The 18,364-nt window shown below is 60.2% G+C and carries 19 protein-coding genes, 1 pseudogene and 1 riboswitch; of the genes and pseudogenes, 8 read left to right on the forward strand and 12 right to left on the reverse strand.

Annotated features, from left to right (window positions below):
• Positions 1-39: 39 nt before the first annotated feature.
• The 3 genes from KVG91_RS00890 to KVG91_RS00900 form a co-directional block, all read right to left on the reverse strand.
• Positions 40-1,899: a DUF1302 domain-containing protein gene (locus KVG91_RS00890; protein WP_169374437.1), complete on the reverse strand. Its 1,860-nt coding sequence runs from the start codon at positions 1,897-1,899 to the stop codon at positions 40-42.
• A 331-nt stretch (positions 1,900-2,230) separates the two neighbouring features.
• Positions 2,231-3,913 carry a fatty acid--CoA ligase gene (locus KVG91_RS00895; RefSeq protein WP_169374438.1) on the reverse strand — a complete coding sequence of 561 codons (1,683 nt, stop codon included), beginning with the start codon at positions 3,911-3,913 and terminating at the stop codon, positions 2,231-2,233.
• Between the two features lie 265 nt (positions 3,914-4,178).
• Positions 4,179-4,811 (reverse strand): LysE family translocator, encoded by a 633-nt coding sequence (locus KVG91_RS00900; RefSeq protein ID WP_010213066.1) that lies wholly within the window; start codon positions 4,809-4,811, stop codon positions 4,179-4,181.
• Between the two features lie 85 nt (positions 4,812-4,896).
• Here KVG91_RS00900 and KVG91_RS00905 point away from each other — a divergent pair, with 85 nt between their 5' ends.
• The 3 genes from KVG91_RS00905 to KVG91_RS00915 all read left to right on the forward strand — a co-directional run bounded on the left by KVG91_RS00905 (position 4,897) and on the right by KVG91_RS00915 (position 7,736).
• Complete coding sequence (locus KVG91_RS00905) at positions 4,897-5,862, forward strand: 2-hydroxyacid dehydrogenase (RefSeq protein ID WP_169374439.1); 966 nt, start codon at positions 4,897-4,899, stop codon at positions 5,860-5,862.
• Positions 5,863-5,892: 30 nt separating this feature from the next.
• Positions 5,893-6,891, forward strand: coding sequence for a class I SAM-dependent methyltransferase (locus KVG91_RS00910; protein ID WP_169374440.1), 999 nt, complete (start codon positions 5,893-5,895; stop codon positions 6,889-6,891).
• Between the two features lie 50 nt (positions 6,892-6,941).
• Positions 6,942-7,063, forward strand: a riboswitch (yybP-ykoY riboswitch).
• 88 nt (positions 7,064-7,151) lie between these two features.
• On the forward strand, positions 7,152-7,736 hold the full coding sequence (locus tag KVG91_RS00915; protein WP_076951209.1) for a TMEM165/GDT1 family protein: 585 nt from the start codon (positions 7,152-7,154) through the stop codon (positions 7,734-7,736).
• Between the two features lie 84 nt (positions 7,737-7,820).
• Here KVG91_RS00915 and KVG91_RS00920 read toward each other — a convergent pair whose 3' ends face one another.
• The 4 genes from KVG91_RS00920 to KVG91_RS00935 form a co-directional block, all read right to left on the reverse strand.
• Positions 7,821-8,639 (reverse strand): M48 family metallopeptidase, encoded by an 819-nt coding sequence (locus tag KVG91_RS00920; RefSeq protein ID WP_169374441.1) that lies wholly within the window; start codon positions 8,637-8,639, stop codon positions 7,821-7,823.
• A gap of 283 nt (positions 8,640-8,922) precedes the next feature.
• Complete coding sequence (locus KVG91_RS00925; protein ID WP_169374442.1) at positions 8,923-9,543, reverse strand: SOS response-associated peptidase; 621 nt, start codon at positions 9,541-9,543, stop codon at positions 8,923-8,925.
• Positions 9,544-9,579: 36 nt separating this feature from the next.
• Positions 9,580-9,840, reverse strand: a complete 261-nt coding sequence (locus KVG91_RS00930) for a putative signal transducing protein (protein WP_169374443.1) — start codon at positions 9,838-9,840, stop codon at positions 9,580-9,582.
• A gap of 11 nt (positions 9,841-9,851) precedes the next feature.
• Positions 9,852-10,034, reverse strand: coding sequence for a CPXCG motif-containing cysteine-rich protein (locus KVG91_RS00935; protein WP_169374444.1), 183 nt, complete (start codon positions 10,032-10,034; stop codon positions 9,852-9,854).
• Between the two features lie 133 nt (positions 10,035-10,167).
• On the opposite strand from KVG91_RS00935, the gene KVG91_RS00940 reads away from it, so the two are divergent.
• Positions 10,168-11,331 (forward strand): 1-acyl-sn-glycerol-3-phosphate acyltransferase, encoded by a 1,164-nt coding sequence (locus KVG91_RS00940; protein WP_178114964.1) that lies wholly within the window; start codon positions 10,168-10,170, stop codon positions 11,329-11,331.
• A gap of 51 nt (positions 11,332-11,382) precedes the next feature.
• Here KVG91_RS00940 and KVG91_RS00945 read toward each other — a convergent pair whose 3' ends face one another.
• On the reverse strand, positions 11,383-11,640 hold the full coding sequence (locus tag KVG91_RS00945; RefSeq protein WP_169374446.1) for a hypothetical protein: 258 nt from the start codon (positions 11,638-11,640) through the stop codon (positions 11,383-11,385).
• Positions 11,641-11,821: 181 nt separating this feature from the next.
• Here KVG91_RS00945 and KVG91_RS00950 point away from each other — a divergent pair, with 181 nt between their 5' ends.
• Positions 11,822-12,031 (forward strand): hypothetical protein, encoded by a 210-nt coding sequence (locus tag KVG91_RS00950; RefSeq protein WP_076951202.1) that lies wholly within the window; start codon positions 11,822-11,824, stop codon positions 12,029-12,031.
• Positions 12,032-12,089: 58 nt separating this feature from the next.
• Here KVG91_RS00950 and KVG91_RS00955 read toward each other — a convergent pair whose 3' ends face one another.
• A complete protein-coding gene (locus KVG91_RS00955) occupies positions 12,090-12,677 on the reverse strand; it encodes a YajG family lipoprotein (RefSeq protein WP_169374447.1) in 588 nt (195 codons plus the stop codon).
• A gap of 194 nt (positions 12,678-12,871) precedes the next feature.
• Between KVG91_RS00955 and KVG91_RS00960 the strand changes: the two genes are divergently transcribed.
• From KVG91_RS00960 to KVG91_RS00970, 3 genes and pseudogenes are all read left to right on the forward strand, one after another.
• On the forward strand, positions 12,872-13,105 hold the full coding sequence (locus tag KVG91_RS00960) for a hypothetical protein (RefSeq protein WP_169374448.1): 234 nt from the start codon (positions 12,872-12,874) through the stop codon (positions 13,103-13,105).
• A gap of 723 nt (positions 13,106-13,828) precedes the next feature.
• Positions 13,829-15,337 (forward strand): malate dehydrogenase (quinone), encoded by a 1,509-nt coding sequence (mqo, locus tag KVG91_RS00965; RefSeq protein ID WP_169374449.1) that lies wholly within the window; start codon positions 13,829-13,831, stop codon positions 15,335-15,337.
• Between the two features lie 108 nt (positions 15,338-15,445).
• Positions 15,446-16,749, forward strand: a pseudogene (locus KVG91_RS00970) (IS1182 family transposase).
• 127 nt (positions 16,750-16,876) lie between these two features.
• On the opposite strand, the gene KVG91_RS00975 reads toward KVG91_RS00970, so the two are convergent.
• From KVG91_RS00975 to KVG91_RS00985, 3 genes are all read right to left on the reverse strand, one after another.
• A complete protein-coding gene (locus KVG91_RS00975; RefSeq protein ID WP_169374809.1) occupies positions 16,877-17,164 on the reverse strand; it encodes a PA4642 family protein in 288 nt (95 codons plus the stop codon).
• Positions 17,165-17,371: 207 nt separating this feature from the next.
• The gene (locus KVG91_RS00980; RefSeq protein WP_169374808.1) at positions 17,372-17,860 is read right to left on the reverse strand and encodes a hypothetical protein; all 489 of its coding nucleotides are present in this window, start codon (positions 17,858-17,860) and stop codon (positions 17,372-17,374) included.
• A gap of 35 nt (positions 17,861-17,895) precedes the next feature.
• Complete coding sequence (locus KVG91_RS00985) at positions 17,896-18,363, reverse strand: WbuC family cupin fold metalloprotein (RefSeq protein ID WP_169374807.1); 468 nt, start codon at positions 18,361-18,363, stop codon at positions 17,896-17,898.
• Position 18,364 lies beyond the last annotated feature (1 nt).

Genomic DNA, 18,364 nt, shown 5'->3' on the forward strand with positions numbered 1-18,364 from the left:
GCTCTTCCTGAAAATACATGCACTTGAAATAGCGTGTGCTTAGAAGTTCGCGCCGAAGCTCAGGGCGACGAAGTCGCGGTCATCCACCGTGCTGAACTTGCCACCAAAGAAGTTGGTGTAAGCCAGGCTGGCGGTGTAGGTGTTCTGGTACTCGGCGTCCAGGCCCAGGCTGACCGCCTTGCGACCTTCTTCAAAGTTACCGCCAGGGCCCGGCGAATAGCCTTTGACGTCATGGGACCAGGCCACGTTTGGCTTGAGGTTGACGCCGGCGAACACGTCTGGATATTCCCAGATGGCGCGCGCGCGGTAGCCCCAGGAGGTTGCGGTGGTGTAGCCGTCGTTATTGCAGTTAGTGTTCAAGCCGGCGGCGTTGGGCAAGCCGGCGCCGGTAGCGGTCGAGTTGTTCAGGGCGTTACAGAAGCCACCCGGCAGGCTGCCTGGGCCAAATACCGGATCGCGGCCATAACGGGCTTCGGATTTGCTTTCCAGGCCGCCCACGTGGGTCACGCCGATTTCACCGACGGTTGTCAGGCGGCTGGCGCCCATGACTTGGTCGAAGAAGTGCGTGAAGGTGGTCTGGAATTGGGTGACTTCCTTGCGCTTGTATCCGTGCAGATCCTGGCCTGGCGAGCCTTTGAGCACCGACGCATTGCCGAAGCCGGGAATCGGTGTCACACCGGCGAAGAGAATATCGGTGGTGCTCAGTTGTACCGGCGCGTTCGGCCGATAGCTCAGTTCACCACTCCAGGCGGTGCCGGTAGGCAAGGTGGTGGAGAAGCTCAAGCCGTACAGACGGATGTCCTCCGGGTACTCGACGAAGTAATTCGAGCTGCCGGCCACGATTAACGGACGCAAGGCGCCCAACGGGCCCAGTGGCCGGGTGTACGCAGCGGAAGGCGCGCCTTGGGCGCTGAAGATCGGCGCACGGCTGTGGTAGTTCATGAAGTAGGCGCCGAACTCGGTGTCCAGCGGCTCGAAGTTGTAGTGCATGGCCATGCCGAACTGGCCGCTGTCGCGCGCGTCCCGATCCGGGCCACGACGTACCAGCACGCCCTCGCTGTTGACGTCCACGCCCAGAGCGTTCAACGTTGGCAACGCCGCGCCAGGAATGGTGGAACGCTTGTTCAATACACGCAGGTTATCGCTGCAACCATCCGAGATCACGTCCGGCTGCGAGAAGAACGTACCGCAGTTATCGGTAACAGTCTGGTCCCACTCCAGTTGGTAAAATGCCTCCGCCGACAGGTTATCCGTCAAGGTCTGCGATACATAGAACATGTTGACCGGAATCAGGCCTTCCTTGATTTCGGCACCCGGCCGCCGGAAAGCCGACACATCGATCGGATTGATGGAGTTGATGCCGCCGCCGATGAAGGTGCTTTCACCCCAGCTCACCACCTGCTTGCCGAAGCGCACGTTGCCTGGCTGATCGGCAATGGAATAGTTGTGGTACACGAACGCGTCGAGAATCTGGCCGCCCGAGGACTTGGCGCCCTCTTTGCGATTGCTGTCACTGATGTCCTTGAACTCACGGCTTTCATCCTTGAGTTCGAAGTCATACCAGTACTTGCCACGCACAAACATGCCGGTGTCGCCGTATTTCAGCTCCAGGTCATGAATACCCTTGAAGATCTTCGAGAACGTTTCGCCTCGCTTGAAATTCAAGTGACCGTCATCGGAAGTCTGGGACAGGCCCCGGCCGCCGTTGTTGGCACCAATCAGGTCGCGGTTAGGCTTGGCCGTGGACCAGCTCGCCCCCACCGAAAGCGACGAGTCGAAACTCCCTTCGATTTCACCGATATTGAAACTGACGCCGAATGCGGGCCCGGCGAGCGTAGAAGCGAGACTGACGGCCAGGGGCAGTCTTGCCCGGCGCCAGAACTGGTTTACTTGGGTCATCGACGCTACTCCATGTGCATTATTGTTATGGCAGTGAGTACTTTTCGTGATGCTTGTAACGGCCGGAATACAACGATTCCAATGCCGCTCGGCAACCAGGCTCCCTTGGCCCGAAGCGAAACATCCTTGAAAAACTCTGGAAGGGACTATAGCCAGCAGGGAGTAGTGCTTGATCCCTCTAAAGTGTGATTTGCATCACCGACCCGTCTGCCACGCCCCTTTCGCCATGTCGGCGAAGGCCGACGCGGGAAGGATGGCTGAAAATTCGCAAATCACAAGTAGAGCGGCGAGATAGAGCATTGCCGTGCCCGAATGGGCACGGCGAGGGGCATCAGAGGGTGGACAGGAACGTGCTGTTGTTGGCCTGCCATTCGATGATGTCAATGCGGATACGTTTTTTGTCGAGCTTGCCGACACTGGTCTTGGGAATTTCAGTAACAACGGCGATCTGGCTCGGAATCGCCCACTTGCTCAAATGGCCGAGCTCCACGAACGGTTTGAGGTGCTCCTTGAGCTCGCGGGCCCCTATCACATGGCCATCACGCACCACCAGCAGGGCAAACGGGCGCTCGCCCCACTGCGGATCGGCGATGCCTACCACCGCTACTTCGCGTACCGCCGGGTGACGGCTGACCAGGTCTTCGAGGGCCAGGGACGAGATCCATTCGCCGCCGGTCTTGATCACATCCTTGATGCGGTCGCGGATATCGATCACGCCAAAGGCGTCCAGCGTGGCGACGTCGCCGGTGTGCATCCAGCCGCCGGCCCATAGTTCGGCGCCCTTCTGCGGCTCCCGGTAATACCCTTCGGTCAGCCACGGCGCGCGCAGCACCAGCTCGCCCTGAGACTCGCCGTCGGCGGGCAGAAAGTTGCCCTCGCCGTCCATGATCGCCGCTTCCACCAAGGGCCCGGGCACACCGGCCTTGATGCGGTAAGTGGTGCGTTCATCCTCGGTGCCGGCCATCAGCTCTTCGTTAAGGTGGGCGCAGGACACCAGCGGCCCGGTTTCGGACATGCCGTAGGCCGCGGTCAACTGAATGCCCCGGGCTTTGGACGCTTCATACAGCGTACGGTTGAGCGCGCTGCCGCCAATGACGATTTTCCAGCCGCCGAAATCCACGTCCTGGGCAGCCTTGGCGTTGAGTAACATTTGCAGGATGGTCGGCACGCAGTGGGAAAAGGTGACCTTCTCTTTGCGCCACAGCGCCACCAGGTATTCAGGGTCGTAGCGGCCGGGGTAAACCTGTTTCAGACCCAGCATGGTGGCCACGTAAGGCAAGCCCCAGGCATGCACGTGGAACATTGGCGTGATCGGCATGTACACGTCGTTGGTGCCCAGCAGGCGCACGCTGTCGACGCTGCCCATGATGGTCGCCACGCCGATGGTGTGCAGCACCAGTTGGCGATGGGTGAAGTACACGCCCTTGGGGTTGCCGGTGGTACCCGTGGTGTAGAAGGTGGTGGCGACGGAGTGTTCGTCGAAGTCCTGGAAGTCGTATGTCGGGCTGGCGGCGGCGAGCAGGGTTTCGTACTCGCCCACCAGGTCGGGCAGCTCGGCGGTCCTGGATTCGCCGTCGGTGAGCAGCAGGGTCTTGTCGACGGTGGTGAGCTGCCCGGCGATGGCTTGGTAAAGCCCCACGAACTCACTGTTGACCAGCACGAAGCGGTCTTCGGCGTGGTTCATGGTGTACAGGATCTGTTCCGGCGACAGGCGCACGTTGATGGTGTGGATCACCGCGCCGATCATCGGGATGGCAAACATGCATTCCAGGTAGCGATGGCTGTCCCAGTCCATCACCGCCACTGTATCACCGGCCTTGACCCCGGCCGCGGTCAGCACATTGGCCAGGCGCGCGACCCGTTCGATCAGGGTCGGGTAGGTGTAGCGCAGTTTGTCGCGGTAGACGATTTCCCGGGTCTTCTCGTAGCGGGTCCCGGACATCAGCAGGCGCTTGATCAAGAGCGGGTATTGATACGCACCTTCGGCGGGCGGAATGACACGGGTCTGCAACATACGAATCCCTTTTATGACTGCACGGTCTTGGCTTGAAGACCTGCACTTTAGAGACCTTATGTTTCAGCCAAATCAGCCAAAGGAATGATTTGTAGGAGGCAGTGAATGCTAGCTTTAAGCCATCGTCATGATTCTGCGAACATCCAATGTGGAAGCTGGCTTGCCTGCGATGGCGGTGTACCAGTCAATGGAGATGCAGGCTGATACATGGCCATCGCAGGCAAGCCAGCTCCCACATTTTGGCCGTGCCACTCAAGAACTGTGTCTATTTCATGCTGGTAAAGGCCAACTTCACGCCGATGGCAATCAACACCGCTCCCATCGTCCGATCAAACCAATGCCCCATCCGCGCGAACCCGGCGCGCACGCGCTGCTGGCTGAAGAGCATGGCCACCAGGCAGAACCACAGCGCCGTCGCCACCGCCAGGTACACACCGTAACCGGCCTGGATCGCCAGCGGCGTGTGCGGGTTGATCACCACGGTGAACAGGGAGAGGAAGAACAACGTAGCCTTGGGGTTCAAGCCATTGGTCACGAAGCCTGCGGTAAACGCGCCGCGCGGGGTGCGTTCGCCCGCTTCGCGGTGCAATTCTCCCTCGGCCGCAGGCTTGGCTGGCTGCGCGCGCAGGGCTTTGAAGCCGATATACAGCAGGTATGCCGCCGCGGCCCATTTCAACGCATTGAACAGCACGATGGACTGGGACACGATCAAGCCGATACCGAGCAGCGAGTAGCCCACATGCAGAAAAATCGCCGAGCCCACGCCCAGTGCGGTCCAGGTCCCGGCGCGGCGGCCGTGGGTCACGCTTTCACGTACCACCACCGCGAAATCCGGGCCGGGGCTGGCCACCGCCAACAGGTGAATCAGGGCTACGGTCAAAAACTCGGCGGCGTACATGCTCACTCCCATTACGTAACGGATTATTTCATCTGGTAGGCTCGGCAGATTACGCCTTCGAACCCTGTCGCAAAAGGTACAGTTGATGCCGAACAATCGCCGCGCCGTCTTCCTTGATCACCCGTCTCTGGACCTGGGAGACCTTGACCTCAGCGAACTGCGCGACAGCTTCAGCGCGCTTGAGCTATTCGAGCAGACGACCGCGCAGAATGTGCTCGAACGCCTCCAAGGCGCCCAAGTGGCAATCAGCAACAAAATCCCACTCAACGGTGAAACACTGGCTGCCTGCCCGGAACTCAAGCTGATCCTGGTGTCGGCCACCGGCACCAACAATATCGACCTTGACGCCGCCCGCGCCCATGGCATCTGCGTCAGCAACTGCCAGGGCTACGGCACGCCGTCGGTGGCGCAGCACACGATCATGCTGTTGCTCAACCTGACGACACGCTTGAAGGACTATCAACGGGACGTGAGCGCCGGCAAGTGGCAGGAGGCCAAGCAGTTCTGCCTGCTGGACCACCCGATTGTCGAGTTGCAAGGCAAAACCCTCGGTCTGCTGGGCCATGGTGAACTGGGCAGTGCCGTCGCGCGCCTGGCCGAAGCCTTTGGCATGCGCGTACTGCTCGGCGCAATCCCCGGGCGCCCTGCTCGCACTGATCGCGTGCCGCTGGACGAACTGTTGGCGCAGGTCGACGCGCTGACCTTGCACTGTCCGCTCAACGAACACACCCGCGATTTTATCGGCGCCCGTGAACTGGCGCTGCTCAAGCCCGGCGCGTTTGTGGTGAACACCGCACGCGGCGGCTTGATCAACGAACAGGCGCTGGCGGATGCGTTGCGCAGTGGCCACTTGGGCGGCGCGGCGACTGATGTGCTGAGTGTGGAACCACCGGTCAACGGCAACCCGCTGCTGGCCGGTGATATTCCTCGGCTGATCGTTACGCCGCACAACGCCTGGGGCAGCCGCGAAGCGCGCCAGCGCATCGTCGGCCAGTTGGCGGAAAACGCCCGAGGCTTTTTCAGCGGCGCCCCGCTGCGCGTCGTGAGTTGATAAACTGCGCCCCTTTTCAAGGAGCAGACCATGGATCCGCGCAGTGAAGTACTGCTTCGCCAGGCCGAACTTTTTCAGGGCAAGCTGCTGCTGGTGGGTTTGCCTGCCGATGATTTACTGGGGCGCTTGCCCGACGCTCACGGCTGGTGCTGGCATGCCGGCGACCAGGCAGCGCTTGACGCCCGCTTTCCGGAGCGCAGCCAGTTCGGCGTGAACGTGCCCGAGCGCGAGTTTGACGCGGCGGTGATCTTCCTGCCCAAGTCCAAGGAACTCACCGACTACCTGCTCAATGCGGTGGCCGCGCGCCTGCCCGGCGCCGAGCTGTTCCTGGTGGGGGAGAAAAAAGGCGGCATCGAAAGCGCCGCCAAGCAACTGGCCCCCTTCGGCAAGCCGCGCAAACTCGACAGCGCGCGGCATTGCCAGCTGTGGCAAATCACCGTGGCCAACGCTCCGCAGGCCGTCGAGCTGGAGAGCCTGGCGCAGGTCTTCGAAGTGCCCTTGGCCGAAGGCCCTTTGAAAGTAGTGAGTTTGCCGGGTGTGTTCAGCCACGGCCGTCTGGATCGCGGCACCGAGTTGTTGCTGCAGCATCTGGACAAGCTGCCCAGCGGCCATCTGCTGGACTTCGGTTGCGGCGCCGGCGTGCTGGGCGCGGCAGTCAAGCGGCGCTACCCGCACAACACCGTGACGATGCTGGATGTGGATGCGTTTGCCGCCGCCAGCAGCCGCCTGACCCTGGCCGCCAACGGCCTGGAAGCCGAGGTGCTGACCGGTGATGGCATCGACGCGGCACCGCAGGGTTTGAACGCGATTCTGACCAACCCGCCGTTCCATGTGGGCGTACACACCGACTATTTCGCCACGGAGAATCTTCTGCGAAAGGCCGGCAAACACCTGGCAAAAGGCGGCGAACTGCGCTTGGTCGCGAACAGTTTTCTCAAGTACCAGCCCTTGATCGAAGAGCACTTGGGCATCTGTGCGATCAAGGCCGAAGGCAACGGTTTTCGCATCTACCGGGCCAAACGCGGCTGAGGCCCGTTTGAAAAAGAACGCTTGCCGAACGGGTTTTGCCTAGGCAGAATCCGCTCCGTCCTAGGGGAGTAGTCTCCCACGAGCGCCACGCTCGTCCGGCATACGTCAACATACTTGGTCAACAGACCATGGCGTATGCGACCCAGGAGTCCGCACAGACGGACCGGGGTTTGACAAGACCTATGACACGCACACCTTACCCGGGGCGGGAAGGCTGTACGTGTCATAGCCGTGTCGACCCGCCCCTGGAAACCTACCTGATGCTGGATTCACTGCTCGTTCCCACCGCAATCGTTGCCTTGGCCGAAATCGGCGACAAGACGCAACTGCTCGCGCTCATCCTTGCCGCACGCTTTCGCAAACCCTGGCCGATCATCGCCGGCATCGTTGCCGCGACCCTGGCCAACCATGCGGCCGCCGGTGCCGTGGGTGCCTGGTTCGGAAGTTTCTTCTCGGATGCGGTGTTGCATTGGATCCTCGCAGCGAGCTTCTGCGCCACGGCGCTCTGGACCCTGGTGCCGGACAAACTCGACGAGGATGAAGCCAGTACCAGCCGCAAATTCGGGCCGTTCCTGACCACGCTGATCGCGTTTTTTCTGGCCGAAATCGGTGATAAGACACAAATTGCCACGGTGATGCTGGCGGCGCAGTACCCAGAGTTGTGGCTGGTGATCATCGGGACGACCGTGGGCATGTTGATTGCGAACGTGCCGGTGGTGTTGGCGGGGAATTTTGCGGCGGAGAAATTGCCGTTGACCTTGATACGTCGACTCGCGGCGACCGCGTTTTTCATTCTGGCGGTTGTGGCGGTGTACAAGGCTATGCAAAGCAGCGGGTGGATCTAAGGCGCTCAGTTCTGTAGTGAGCGGGCTTGCCCCGCGCGAGGCAAGCTCGCTCACTACAAATCCAGCCATGTGCTTATCGGTGGATCAGGATTTTTTGGCCTGCTGGTACAGCGGCATCACCTTCGGAATCGCCGCCTGCAACGAGGCAATCCGGCTGTCGGACGCCGGGTGAGTACTCATGAACTCCGGTGGCGAACCTTCCGAAGCCTTGGCCATCTTGTTCCACAGCGTGATCGCCGCGTTCGGGTTGTAACCGGCGCGGGCCGACAGCTCCAGGCCGATCAAGTCGGCTTCGTTTTCGTTGCTGCGGCTGTTGGGCAAGGTCATGCCGTAGTTGGCCACGGTATCGGCCAGCGCCAGACTGTCCTGGCCGAGGCCGAACAACGCACCGGCACCCTGCTTGGCCATCTCGATCCCATATGCCTTTGACATGGCTTCACGGCCATGTTCACGCAAGGCGTGGGCGATTTCATGGCCCATCACCGCCGCCAGCTCGTCATCGGTAAGCTTGAGGTTATCGATCAAGCCGCTGTACACGAAGATCTTGCCGCCAGGCCCGCAGTTGGCGTTCATCTCGTCGCTCTTGATCAGGTTCACTTCCCACTTCCATTGCGCCGCATCGGGGCGGAAGGTGGGCGCCTGGGCAATCAGCCGCTTGGCAATGGCCTGCACGCGCTTGGCGTTGGCGCTGGTCTTGTCCAACTGACCCTTGCTGCTGGCTTCGCCCAGGGTCTGCTGGTAGGACTGTGCATACATCTGGTCGACTTCCTGACTCGACAGCATGCTGAACATGTACTGCTTGCGCTCGACCCCAACGGCACCGCCGCTGGTGGTATTGACCGACTGACAACCAGCCAGCAGCATCGCCGCAACCAACCCACTTACCGCCAATGACTTCTTCATGAACACGCTCCCTGAAAACATGGCGGCTATCGTAGGCTCAGAATTGTATCGGCGCCAGATACACCAGAGGTTTAAACGCTGTTTTTCGGATACATTTCACTGATCAACTGGTGGAACGGCAGCGGCGATTGACCCACCCGTTCAAGGTTCAGGTTTTTTTGGCTACCCGAGGGCCCTATCGCAGGCAAGCCAGCTCCCACATTTGACCCGTGTTCACAGATCGAAAGGTGGGAGCTGGCTTGCCTGCGATGAAGCCGGTCGACTCAGCGAAAAACGCAATGATTCAAGCCGGGGTCAGGCATTCCGGCCCGTTGAGCTTGGGATCATTGACAAGGTTGGCCAGGACCCGCTCGCGCAGCGCAGCAGGCTCGCTGGCCAGCAAGCCTTGCAACACCGGCAGCGGCGTCTCGGGATTGAGCCAGGCTGCCTGCCCCGCTGCATCCAGAATCAATGGCCGGCGCTGGCTCTGTGCTGCTTGCGTCACCACCGCCGTGCTCAGCCACACCTGTTCCTGCACCGGGTACGCTTCCCAGATCGCCGCAAAAAACAACGCGGAGCCCTCCCCCGGCGTCAGCCAGTACGGGCGTTTGCGCTGGGTGCCGCGCCATTCGTAGAAGCCGTTGGCGGGCAGCAGGCAACGGCGCTGGCGGAACGCTTCGCGAAACATCGGTTGTTCGGCCAGGGTTTCGGCGCGGGCGTGGGCCGGCGTGCGCGAAAGATCAGTCAGCCACGGCGGCGTCAGCCCCCAGCGAGCGCGGGCCAGGGTGCGCTGGCCGTCGGTGGCGCGCTGGATCAGCACCGAATCATTCGGGGAGATGTTCCATTGGGCCTGCTGATCGGCCGGGAAGCCCGGCAAGGCCGCAAAGGCAGGATTCCAGCGAAACAGGGCATAACGTCCACACATGGGGCAACACGACTCTTGGGTAAACCGACGGACAGCCTAACAGACCAGCACGTCGGGGAAGCTGTCGGGTTCATCGCCCGGTACGGGTTGCGCGCCGATGTACGCTGTGATCAGTTCACGGGCGCAGGCGGCCTGGTCGTTATCCACCTCCAGGCCCAGCAGGCCGAAGATGGGCAGCTCGCCAGTGCCGCCGAGCAAATGGCGACCCACCAGATGCGCCTCGATCCCTTCGCTGGCGAGCATCTGTTGCAGCAGCTCGCCTTCCATCAGGTTTTCCGGTTCGTAGATTCGCTGCATCGGCGTACCTGTTATTCGTTTTCGTTGCGGGTTTCGAGCATCCACTCGTCGCCATGCACCTGCAGGTCGAACGTGATGGGGCGGCAGCACACCTGGCAGTCTTCTATATAGACTTGGTCCCCACCAGACAAATCCACCGTGGTCTCGACCTGTTCACCACAATAAGGGCAATCGTACGTAGCAGTTTCCAGCATCGCAGCCTCCAAGGTGACTTGTGCGTATAATCGCCGGTCTATTTACAGGGTTATCGTTCGGCTGAGCCCATTACTCAGGCGCACCCTGGTATTTACTTCTACTTACCCTAGCCGTTTCTAACAAGAGAGCATGATGGGCGAATTCGATACCATCCGACCTTACAACGACAGCGAAGTCCCGGCAGTGCTGGCACGTCTGTTCAGAGACAAGGCCTTTCTGGACATCCTGACCCACTTTCGCTTCCCGCGCTTTGCCGGTGCCCTGGGCTGGGTGCTCAAGCCGATGATTGCCCGAAAACTGCGCCGTGAATTCGCCGGCGTCACCACCGTGGCCACGCTGCAGGACAAAGTCGAATACTACGTCGATCACACCATTGACCGGGCGACCGACGGCGTGACCTACACCGGCGTCGAGCAGCTCAAGTCCGGTACCGCTTACCTGTTCCTGGCCAACCACCGCGATATCGTGATGGACCCGGCCTTCGTCAACTATGCGGTGTACCACGCTGGCCTGCCGACACCCAGGATCGCCATCGGCGACAACCTGCTGCAAAAGCCGTTCGTCAGCGACCTGATGCGCCTGAACAAGAGCTTTATCGTGCACCGCTCGATCACGGGGCGTAAGGAAAAGATGGCCGCGTTCAATCTGCTGTCGGCCTACATCAATCACTCGATCCGCAACGATGGCCAATCGATCTGGATCGCCCAGGCCGAAGGGCGTGCCAAGGATGGGGATGATCGCACCGAGTCGGCGATCCTCAAGATGTTCCACGTCAGCCGCAAGGACGAGCCGTTCGCCGAGGTGATCCAGTCGTTGAACCTGACGCCGGTGTCCATCAGCTACGAGTACGACCCCTGCGATACCGCCAAGGCGCGCGAGTTGTATATCCGCGCCACCACGGGCACCTACTGCAAGGCGCCCGGCGAGGATGACGTGAGTATTGCCCTTGGCATCACCGGCTACAAGGGCCGGGTCCACATCAACTTCGCACCGCCGATCACCGAGCGTTTCGAAGATACCAAGCTGTTGGCCGTGGAAATGGACCGGCAGATTCTCGGCGGTTACCGCCTGTTTCCGGTGCATTACCTGGCGTATGCACAATGGAGCGACGCCGACCCGCAACTGCAGGTACCGACGGCGGCCGAGATATTCCCGGCGGACGAACTGGCCAAGGCGAAGGCGGAATGGGAGCGCCGCCTGAATGAATGCCCCGCCGAGCACCGACCGTACCTGGTGGTGCAATATGCAACGCCGGTGCGCAATCAATATCGGGTCAAGGCCGGGATTCCCCTGTAACACCGATCAAAAAATGTGGGAGCCAGCTCCCACATTTGTTTTGCGGTGTTTTTACAAGCGGGTGCTAAGCCAGGAAGTGGCCAATGCCAGCCCCAGGCACGCAAACCCGACGCGATAAGCCAGGCGATGCGCCCGTTCGGTGCGCACATCCAGGAACAACATTGGCTGGTCGATCGCGCGGTCTTCGCTTTGCGCGCTCAGGTCGGCCATCGCGCGCTGTTCGTGCAGGCGGGTGATGAACAGCAGCGCCGCCCCTGGGCAGGCCACCGCTAAAGCAACAACGTTGATCAACAGTGCGGGCAAGGCCATTGTAAACCTCGGTAGAACAGTGCCGGGGTATCGGTTCAGCTACAAAACGGAACGATAGTGGCCTGCGCCGCCTGAAACGTTCCTCCCCTTGGACGACAACTGTATCCAGTAATTTACAGCGTCACCTGAACGTCACCTTAACAGTCCACTCTGTTGCCCTTCGACGCTTTAGGAGCTTGTCATGCTGCACGCGCAAAACCAGGATCGGTTGTATCTGATCGCCCAGAGCGACGAGCAAGAGGCGCTGATCGGCGGCCTGGCGTTCAACGTGCAGGACCGCCACTGGCTGGTGTATTGCGCCCTTGGCGGGCATCAGCATGCGGACTTGCCGGAGACGGATCTGTTGACGGGGGTGAGCCTGCTGGATTTCTGTATCGACACCGCCGCGTAAAACCGCAGGCGAAAAAAAACCGGGCTCATCACTGATGCCCGGTTTTTTACAGGATCGGTTATTGCGCGCTGAGCAGCGAACCGATGCTTGGGTCCTTGAACAGACGGGTCAAGGCGTCACTCAGGACATCGCTGACCAGCTTGGTGTTGGTGTCCTGGTTGGGCGACATGCCGAAACGCTGGTTCAGCGACGCTGCGTAGCGACCACTGTAACGGCGGGTACCGGCGGAGACGTCTGACTTGAAGGTCGCGCCGATGGAGGCTTCGGTCACGTAAAGGCCCTCTTTGGGCGACTGATACTTCAATTCAGCCAGGGTGACGGTCAACTGCGGAGCGCCCGGCGCGTTGGCGCTGGGCGTGAACCCCAGCAAGCGCACGGCAGCTTCAGCCTGGGCCTGCAGCTTGGGCAGCACGTCCTGAGCGTTCACCGAAATCAGCGCAGTCTCCGGGTACAGGCCGCCGCGCGAGCCGAGCGTAGGCGATGGGCGACCATCGACCACACGCACCGACACCGGCTGGCCGTGCCCCACGGGGGCCAGTTGCGTGGTGATTTTCGGCTCCGGGGTCAGTTGTTGCGGGCTGTTGGCGCAGCCAACCAGGGTCAAACTGGTCACAGTGATCAAACCGAACAACAGGCGTTGCAACATGCGCTTCTCTCCAGAAATCAGGTACCGACAGGCCGGCAGTATAGCGGGGCGCCACTGCGGGGAACCAGCATCAGTTACAACCTGTGACCCCTTCCCTCGGGAGCGGTTCGATGTCACCGATATGTCACATCCGTTACATGGGCCCGTCATCCTGGGCAGGCATGCTTGGCCTTAATTTCAGGAGGCTGATCACCATGCATTTTCTCTGGTCATTGTTCACGCGCAAGCCCGCCCTTCGCCAGTTCGCCCTGCTTGATGCGCAAGGCCGTTGCCAGGCCTTCAAAGAGTGCAGCCAGCCCCCCGCAGGCGAGCGCTGGGTGGAAATCGCTGAAATCCGCCTGAGCTGGATGCACCATCCGCTGCCGGCGCGTGCACGCGTCAGCCCAAGCCCGGCGCGGTCGCAACGGCACCAGCCGTTGGCCGCCTGACCGAACAGCTAATAAAAGTCATAAAACACCCCCATTTCCCTGGCGTTCTTCGCTACAATCTCCCCCCGATTATAAGGACGTCTCCTGATCGGGCCTCGCAGCATCGTTAATGCCTCGGCATTAGCCCCAAGAATCGCCCACAGAGAGCCGCCCACACAGATCGTGTGAAGCTGGCGCGCTTGCTGTATTCCTTGCAAACCACCCGCCTTTACCGAATCTGCCAGAGCTGCCATTGCGCTCGGCCACTTGAGTTGTTTGCCCGTTTTGCCGTGTCGGCAAAGGTGTTGCGGGCCAGGTGCCAGACGGGGGCAGCCCTTTTTTGAGGTTCACGTCTTCAAAAGAGCGTGAAAAAACGGGTATTCACAACTTCACAAGAGTGTGGCGAGCAAATGAATAGTTTGGCGTTTGTACAAGCACCATCAGCGTCTGGAACAGCCCAACCCCACAGGACCGAGTACGCCTCGACAACCGGAGCTTGAGCCTGTCCGCTACGGATTGATTGCACGAATCGCACGCTTTGACCATAAGTCGAATTGCCACAGGCGCCCATGAATGCGTTCATAGGCAGATTAGCTGGCAGCAAGCGTGCGCTGAACATGCAAAGATTGCGAATCGGACATGGCGATCCTGGCCATGGGTAACCTGGGGCAACACGTGAACCGCCCCGTCACTCCTGGCAGCCATGCCGTCAATTTGGTGCTGCAGATTTTGGAGACGCGTTAAATGGCGCATAACGAAGCAGTCGACGTAGTACTGGTAGGGGCCGGCATCATGAGTGCCACCCTGGCCGTGCTGCTCAAAGAGCTCGACCCCGGCCTCAAGCTGGAAGTCGTTGAGCTGATGGATTCGGGTGCCGCGGAAAGTTCCAACCCGTGGAACAACGCCGGTACCGGCCACGCCGGGCTGTGTGAGCTGAACTACACACCGCAGGCCGCCGATGGCTCCATCGACATCAAGAAAGCCGTCCACATCAACACCCAGTTCGAGGTGTCGAAGCAGTTCTGGGCGTACCTGACCCAAAAGGGCACCTTTGGCTCGTCCAAGTCTTTTATCAGTCCGGTGCCGCACCTGAGCTTCGTGCAGGGCGACAAAGGCGTGTCTTTCCTCAAGAAGCGCTTTGAAACCCTCAGCCGGCACCACGCGTTTTCGGACATGCACTACACCGAAGACCGTGGCGAGATGGCCGAGTGGATGCCGCTGATGATGCCGGGGCGCCCGCTCGATGAAAAAATCGCGGCCACGCGTGTCATGAACGGCACCGACGTGAACTTTGGCGCACTGACGATTCAACTGCTCAGCCACCTGACCAGTTCGCCGGATGCCCAGGTCAAGTACTGCAAGCGCGTTACCGGCCTCAAGCGCAACGGCGCCGGCTGGACGGTCAGCATCAAGGACGTCAACAGCGGCAACAGCCGTGAAGTGGATGCCAAATTCGTGTTCCTGGGCGCCGGTGGCGCGGCGCTGCCGCTGCTGCAAGCCTCGGGCATCGAAGAAAGCAAAGGTTTTGGCGGCTTCCCGGTCAGCGGCCAATGGCTGCGTTGCGACAACCCGGAAGTGGTCAAGCATCACCAGGCCAAGGTCTACAGCCAGGCCGCCGTGGGCTCGCCGCCGATGTCGGTGCCGCACCTGGACACCCGCGTGGTAGATGGCAAGAAGTCCCTGCTGTTCGGGCCATACGCCGGATTCACCACCAAGTTCCTCAAGCACGGCTCGTTCATGGACCTGCCACTGTCGATTCGCGCCGGCAACATCGGCCCGATGCTGGCCGTGGCGCGGGACAACATGGACCTGACCAAGTACCTGGTCAGCGAAGTGCGCCAATCCATGGAACAGCGTCTGGAATCCCTGCGCCGTTTCTACCCTGAGGCGAAAGCCGAAGACTGGCGCCTGGAAGTGGCCGGGCAACGGGTGCAGATCATCAAGAAAGACCCGAAAAAAGGCGGCGTGCTGCAATTCGGCACCGAACTGGTAGCGGCCAAGGACGGCTCGCTGGCGGCACTGCTGGGCGCATCCCCGGGTGCTTCGGTGACCGTTTCGATCATGCTCGAACTGATCGAGCGCTGCTTCCCGGAAAAAGCTGCCGGTGAGTGGGCGGCCAAGCTGCACGAGATCTTCCCGGCCCGCGAGAAAGTCCTGGAGACGGATGCCGAGCTGTATCGCAAGATCAACACGCAGAACAACATCAGCCTGGAACTGGTTGAGCCTGCCGCCGAGACCGAGAGCTACGCTTGAAGTCTTGACGGCAAAAAAAACGCCCCTCGCAGACTGTGTGAAAACCTGGCAATCTGCGTCGCGGTTTAAGAGAATGCCCCGTATCGAAAGATACGGGGCATTTTTGTTATGGCTTACATCCAGGGTCAAGCGCGCGATCAGACCAGCCTTTTTCCGGTTTCGCTGGAAGATTTAATCCCTGAGGATCACCTCGTTCGCGTGATTGATGCCTTCGTTGCCAAGCTCGATCTCATACGCTTGGGGTTCGACAAGGCGGTACCCAAAAGCACAGGCCGCCCCTCTTACGATCCGGCAGATCAGCTCAAGCTCTATCTGTACGGCTATTTCCAGCGTATCCGCTCCTCTCGTCGTCTCGAAGCCGAGTGCCAGCGCAACATCGAAGTCATGTGGTTACTCAACCGCCTCAAACCCGATTTCAAGACCATTGCCGACTTTCGCAAGGACAACAAACAAGCGTTCAGTGCAACGTGTCGGGTCTTCGTTCAGTTCTGCCGTACGGTCGGTTTGATTACTGGCGACCTGGTTGCCATTGATGGCAGTAAATTTCAGGCGGTAGCCTCTTCGCGGCGCCATCTGAACGTGAAACAGCTTAAGCGCCAGCAGGAAAAGCTGGATAAGCGCATCGTCCAATATCTGGCCGAACTGGATGAGGCCGATAAAGCCGAAGCGGGTGAAACCATTGACCGTAGCGCCATCAAGACAGCGCTGGAGCAACTTGAAGCCCGGCAACTGAACAACCTGACCTGCCAGGCGCTGATGAAGTCGATGGGGATCGAGCAGTTCAACACCGGCGAAAGCGATGCCCGAATGATGCGCACGCCCAAAGGCCCGCGGGTGGCTTATAACGTACAAACCGCCGTGGACGCTGAACACTGCTTGATCCTGCATCACGACGTGACACAAGACGGCAACGATACGCAGCAACTTGAGCCCATGGCCAAGGCTGCCAAAGAACAGTTGCAGCAGAGCGAACTGAGCGTGACCGCCGATGCGGGCTACTCCAATGGCAAGCAGTTCCAGGCGTGTGAAGAGGCGGGCATTACGGCGTATGTATCGCCCAACCGAGCAGTTAACCCCCGTAGCAAGGAGAAGGAACTCTTCGAGCGAGAAGATTTTACTTACGATGCGCAGCAGGATCAGTACCGATGCCCTGCTGGCAAACTGCTGACGCTCAAACAGCTGAATAAATGGAGCAGCGCATGCAGGCAAATCCCGAAATGATGGTGAGCCGAAGGTCAATCGTTGAGCACCCCTTCGGCAACCTTAAGCAATGGCTGTTTGGAAACGGCCGCTTCCTGCTGCGACAGTGCGAGGGGGCAAGAGCGGAAATGGCCTTGGCAGTGAGCGCCTACAACCTCAAAAGAGCGATCAATGTGCTGGGTGTACGTCGAATGATGGAGTTGATGGGCTGAAAAGCCTTTTTTCGCCTGTTACCTGCACAAAAGCAAACGCCCCGAACAAGTCGGGGCGTTTGCTTAGGCCGCCTTCAGCGTGTTTTCACACAGTCTGCTCGGGGCGTTTTTTCATGGGCGCGGAAAATCAGCCGCGGGCGTTATTGATCAGCTCAATGTACTCAGCGGCGTTGCGCTGGTCCTTGATCAGGTCGACGAACGTCTGGCCCTGCTCATCCTTGCCATCGAGGTCCAGGCCGGCCTCCTTGAAAAAGCCCAGGAAACGCTCGAAATCGTCGATGCGCAGGCCACGGTAGGCCTTGATCAGTTTGTGCAGGGAGGGTGAAGTTGCGTCGACCGGCTCGAAGTCCAGGAACAACTTGATCTGATCGTCGCCGATTTCGTCGCCAATCACCTGTTTCTTATCTTTACGCATTACCGACTCCAGCCTGCGGACATTACACGGGGAGAGAAGTCTACCTGCCAGACACCACCTTCGAAAACAACCAAACACTCCTGTGGGAGCTGGCTTGCCTGCGATAGCAGTGTGTCAGCCGACTCATCTGTTACTGATTCACCGCTCGCAGGCAAGCCAGCTCCCACAGGGAAATGCATTCACAGGGCTGGGCCTGCATCGACTGGATTACTTGGCGCGAACAGCGCCGGTATGCAGGTCGGCCCAGATATGCCCATTGGCATAGCTGAGAAACTGTACATACACCGTGTCATTGCGCAGCAAATCAACGATGACTTGGTATTGGGCAAGGGGGTAAGACAAGGTCAAGGTTTTGCTCTTGTCGTCGTACACCGGCTTTTTCAGGCTTTTGCTCTCGGCGTCAAAATTGAGCACCACCTGGCTAATGCTCGCGCCTTTGTTCAGGGACTTGCCCTTGAGGCGGATCACCAGCGGCGAGGTCACCGGGATCGGTTGCTGGTTGGACTGGCGCTGGTTGCCCACCACCACCGCGTACTCAGTGACCTGCAGCAATTGCTGCTGGTCAGGGGTTTCAGTACGCACGGTGAGGTCGTCGGGCGGCAGGAACTGGCTGTGCATCAGCGCCGGTGCGGCGGCCAGAGGCAAACTCAGGGTCAGCGCCAGGGCGGCGCAGGTGCGTATCAAAAACAGGTTCATGGGCCGCTCCGTGCGAGGTAGCCCAGCACTGTAGCTCAATCGAACTGGGCGAGCATCCAGCGTTGATACTCGGCCACGCCCGCATCGCCTTCGCGCGGCGCCCACTCAGCCAGTTCGCCCTCGCCCACCGGACGATAAGGCCCGGCCTTGCATTCGAACATCACGGTGTCAGGCGCCAGCACCACCAGGCCATGAAACACGCCGGGCGGCAGATCGACGCCGGAACATTCACCGCCCGCCTGCATCACGCGCCTGGCGAGCACTTCGCCGGTTTCGCTGAACACCAGCAGGCCCAGGCTACCCTGGACCACCAGCAAGGTCTCAGCTTTGTCCGCGCTCAGGTGCCGATGCGGCGGCACATACGTGCTGGGTTGCAAGCCCACGGCCAAGCGATGGCACGGCTCGTCCATCTGGTGGAAGTTGTGGTGATGCCGCCCACGGGGGCTGGCGGCCGCTTTCTCGGCCAGTTCGGCAAACAATGTCTGATCAAGAAAGCGGGTCATG

This window comes from Pseudomonas azadiae (assembly GCF_019145355.1).
Classification (GTDB): Bacteria; Pseudomonadota; Gammaproteobacteria; order Pseudomonadales; family Pseudomonadaceae; genus Aquipseudomonas; species Aquipseudomonas azadiae.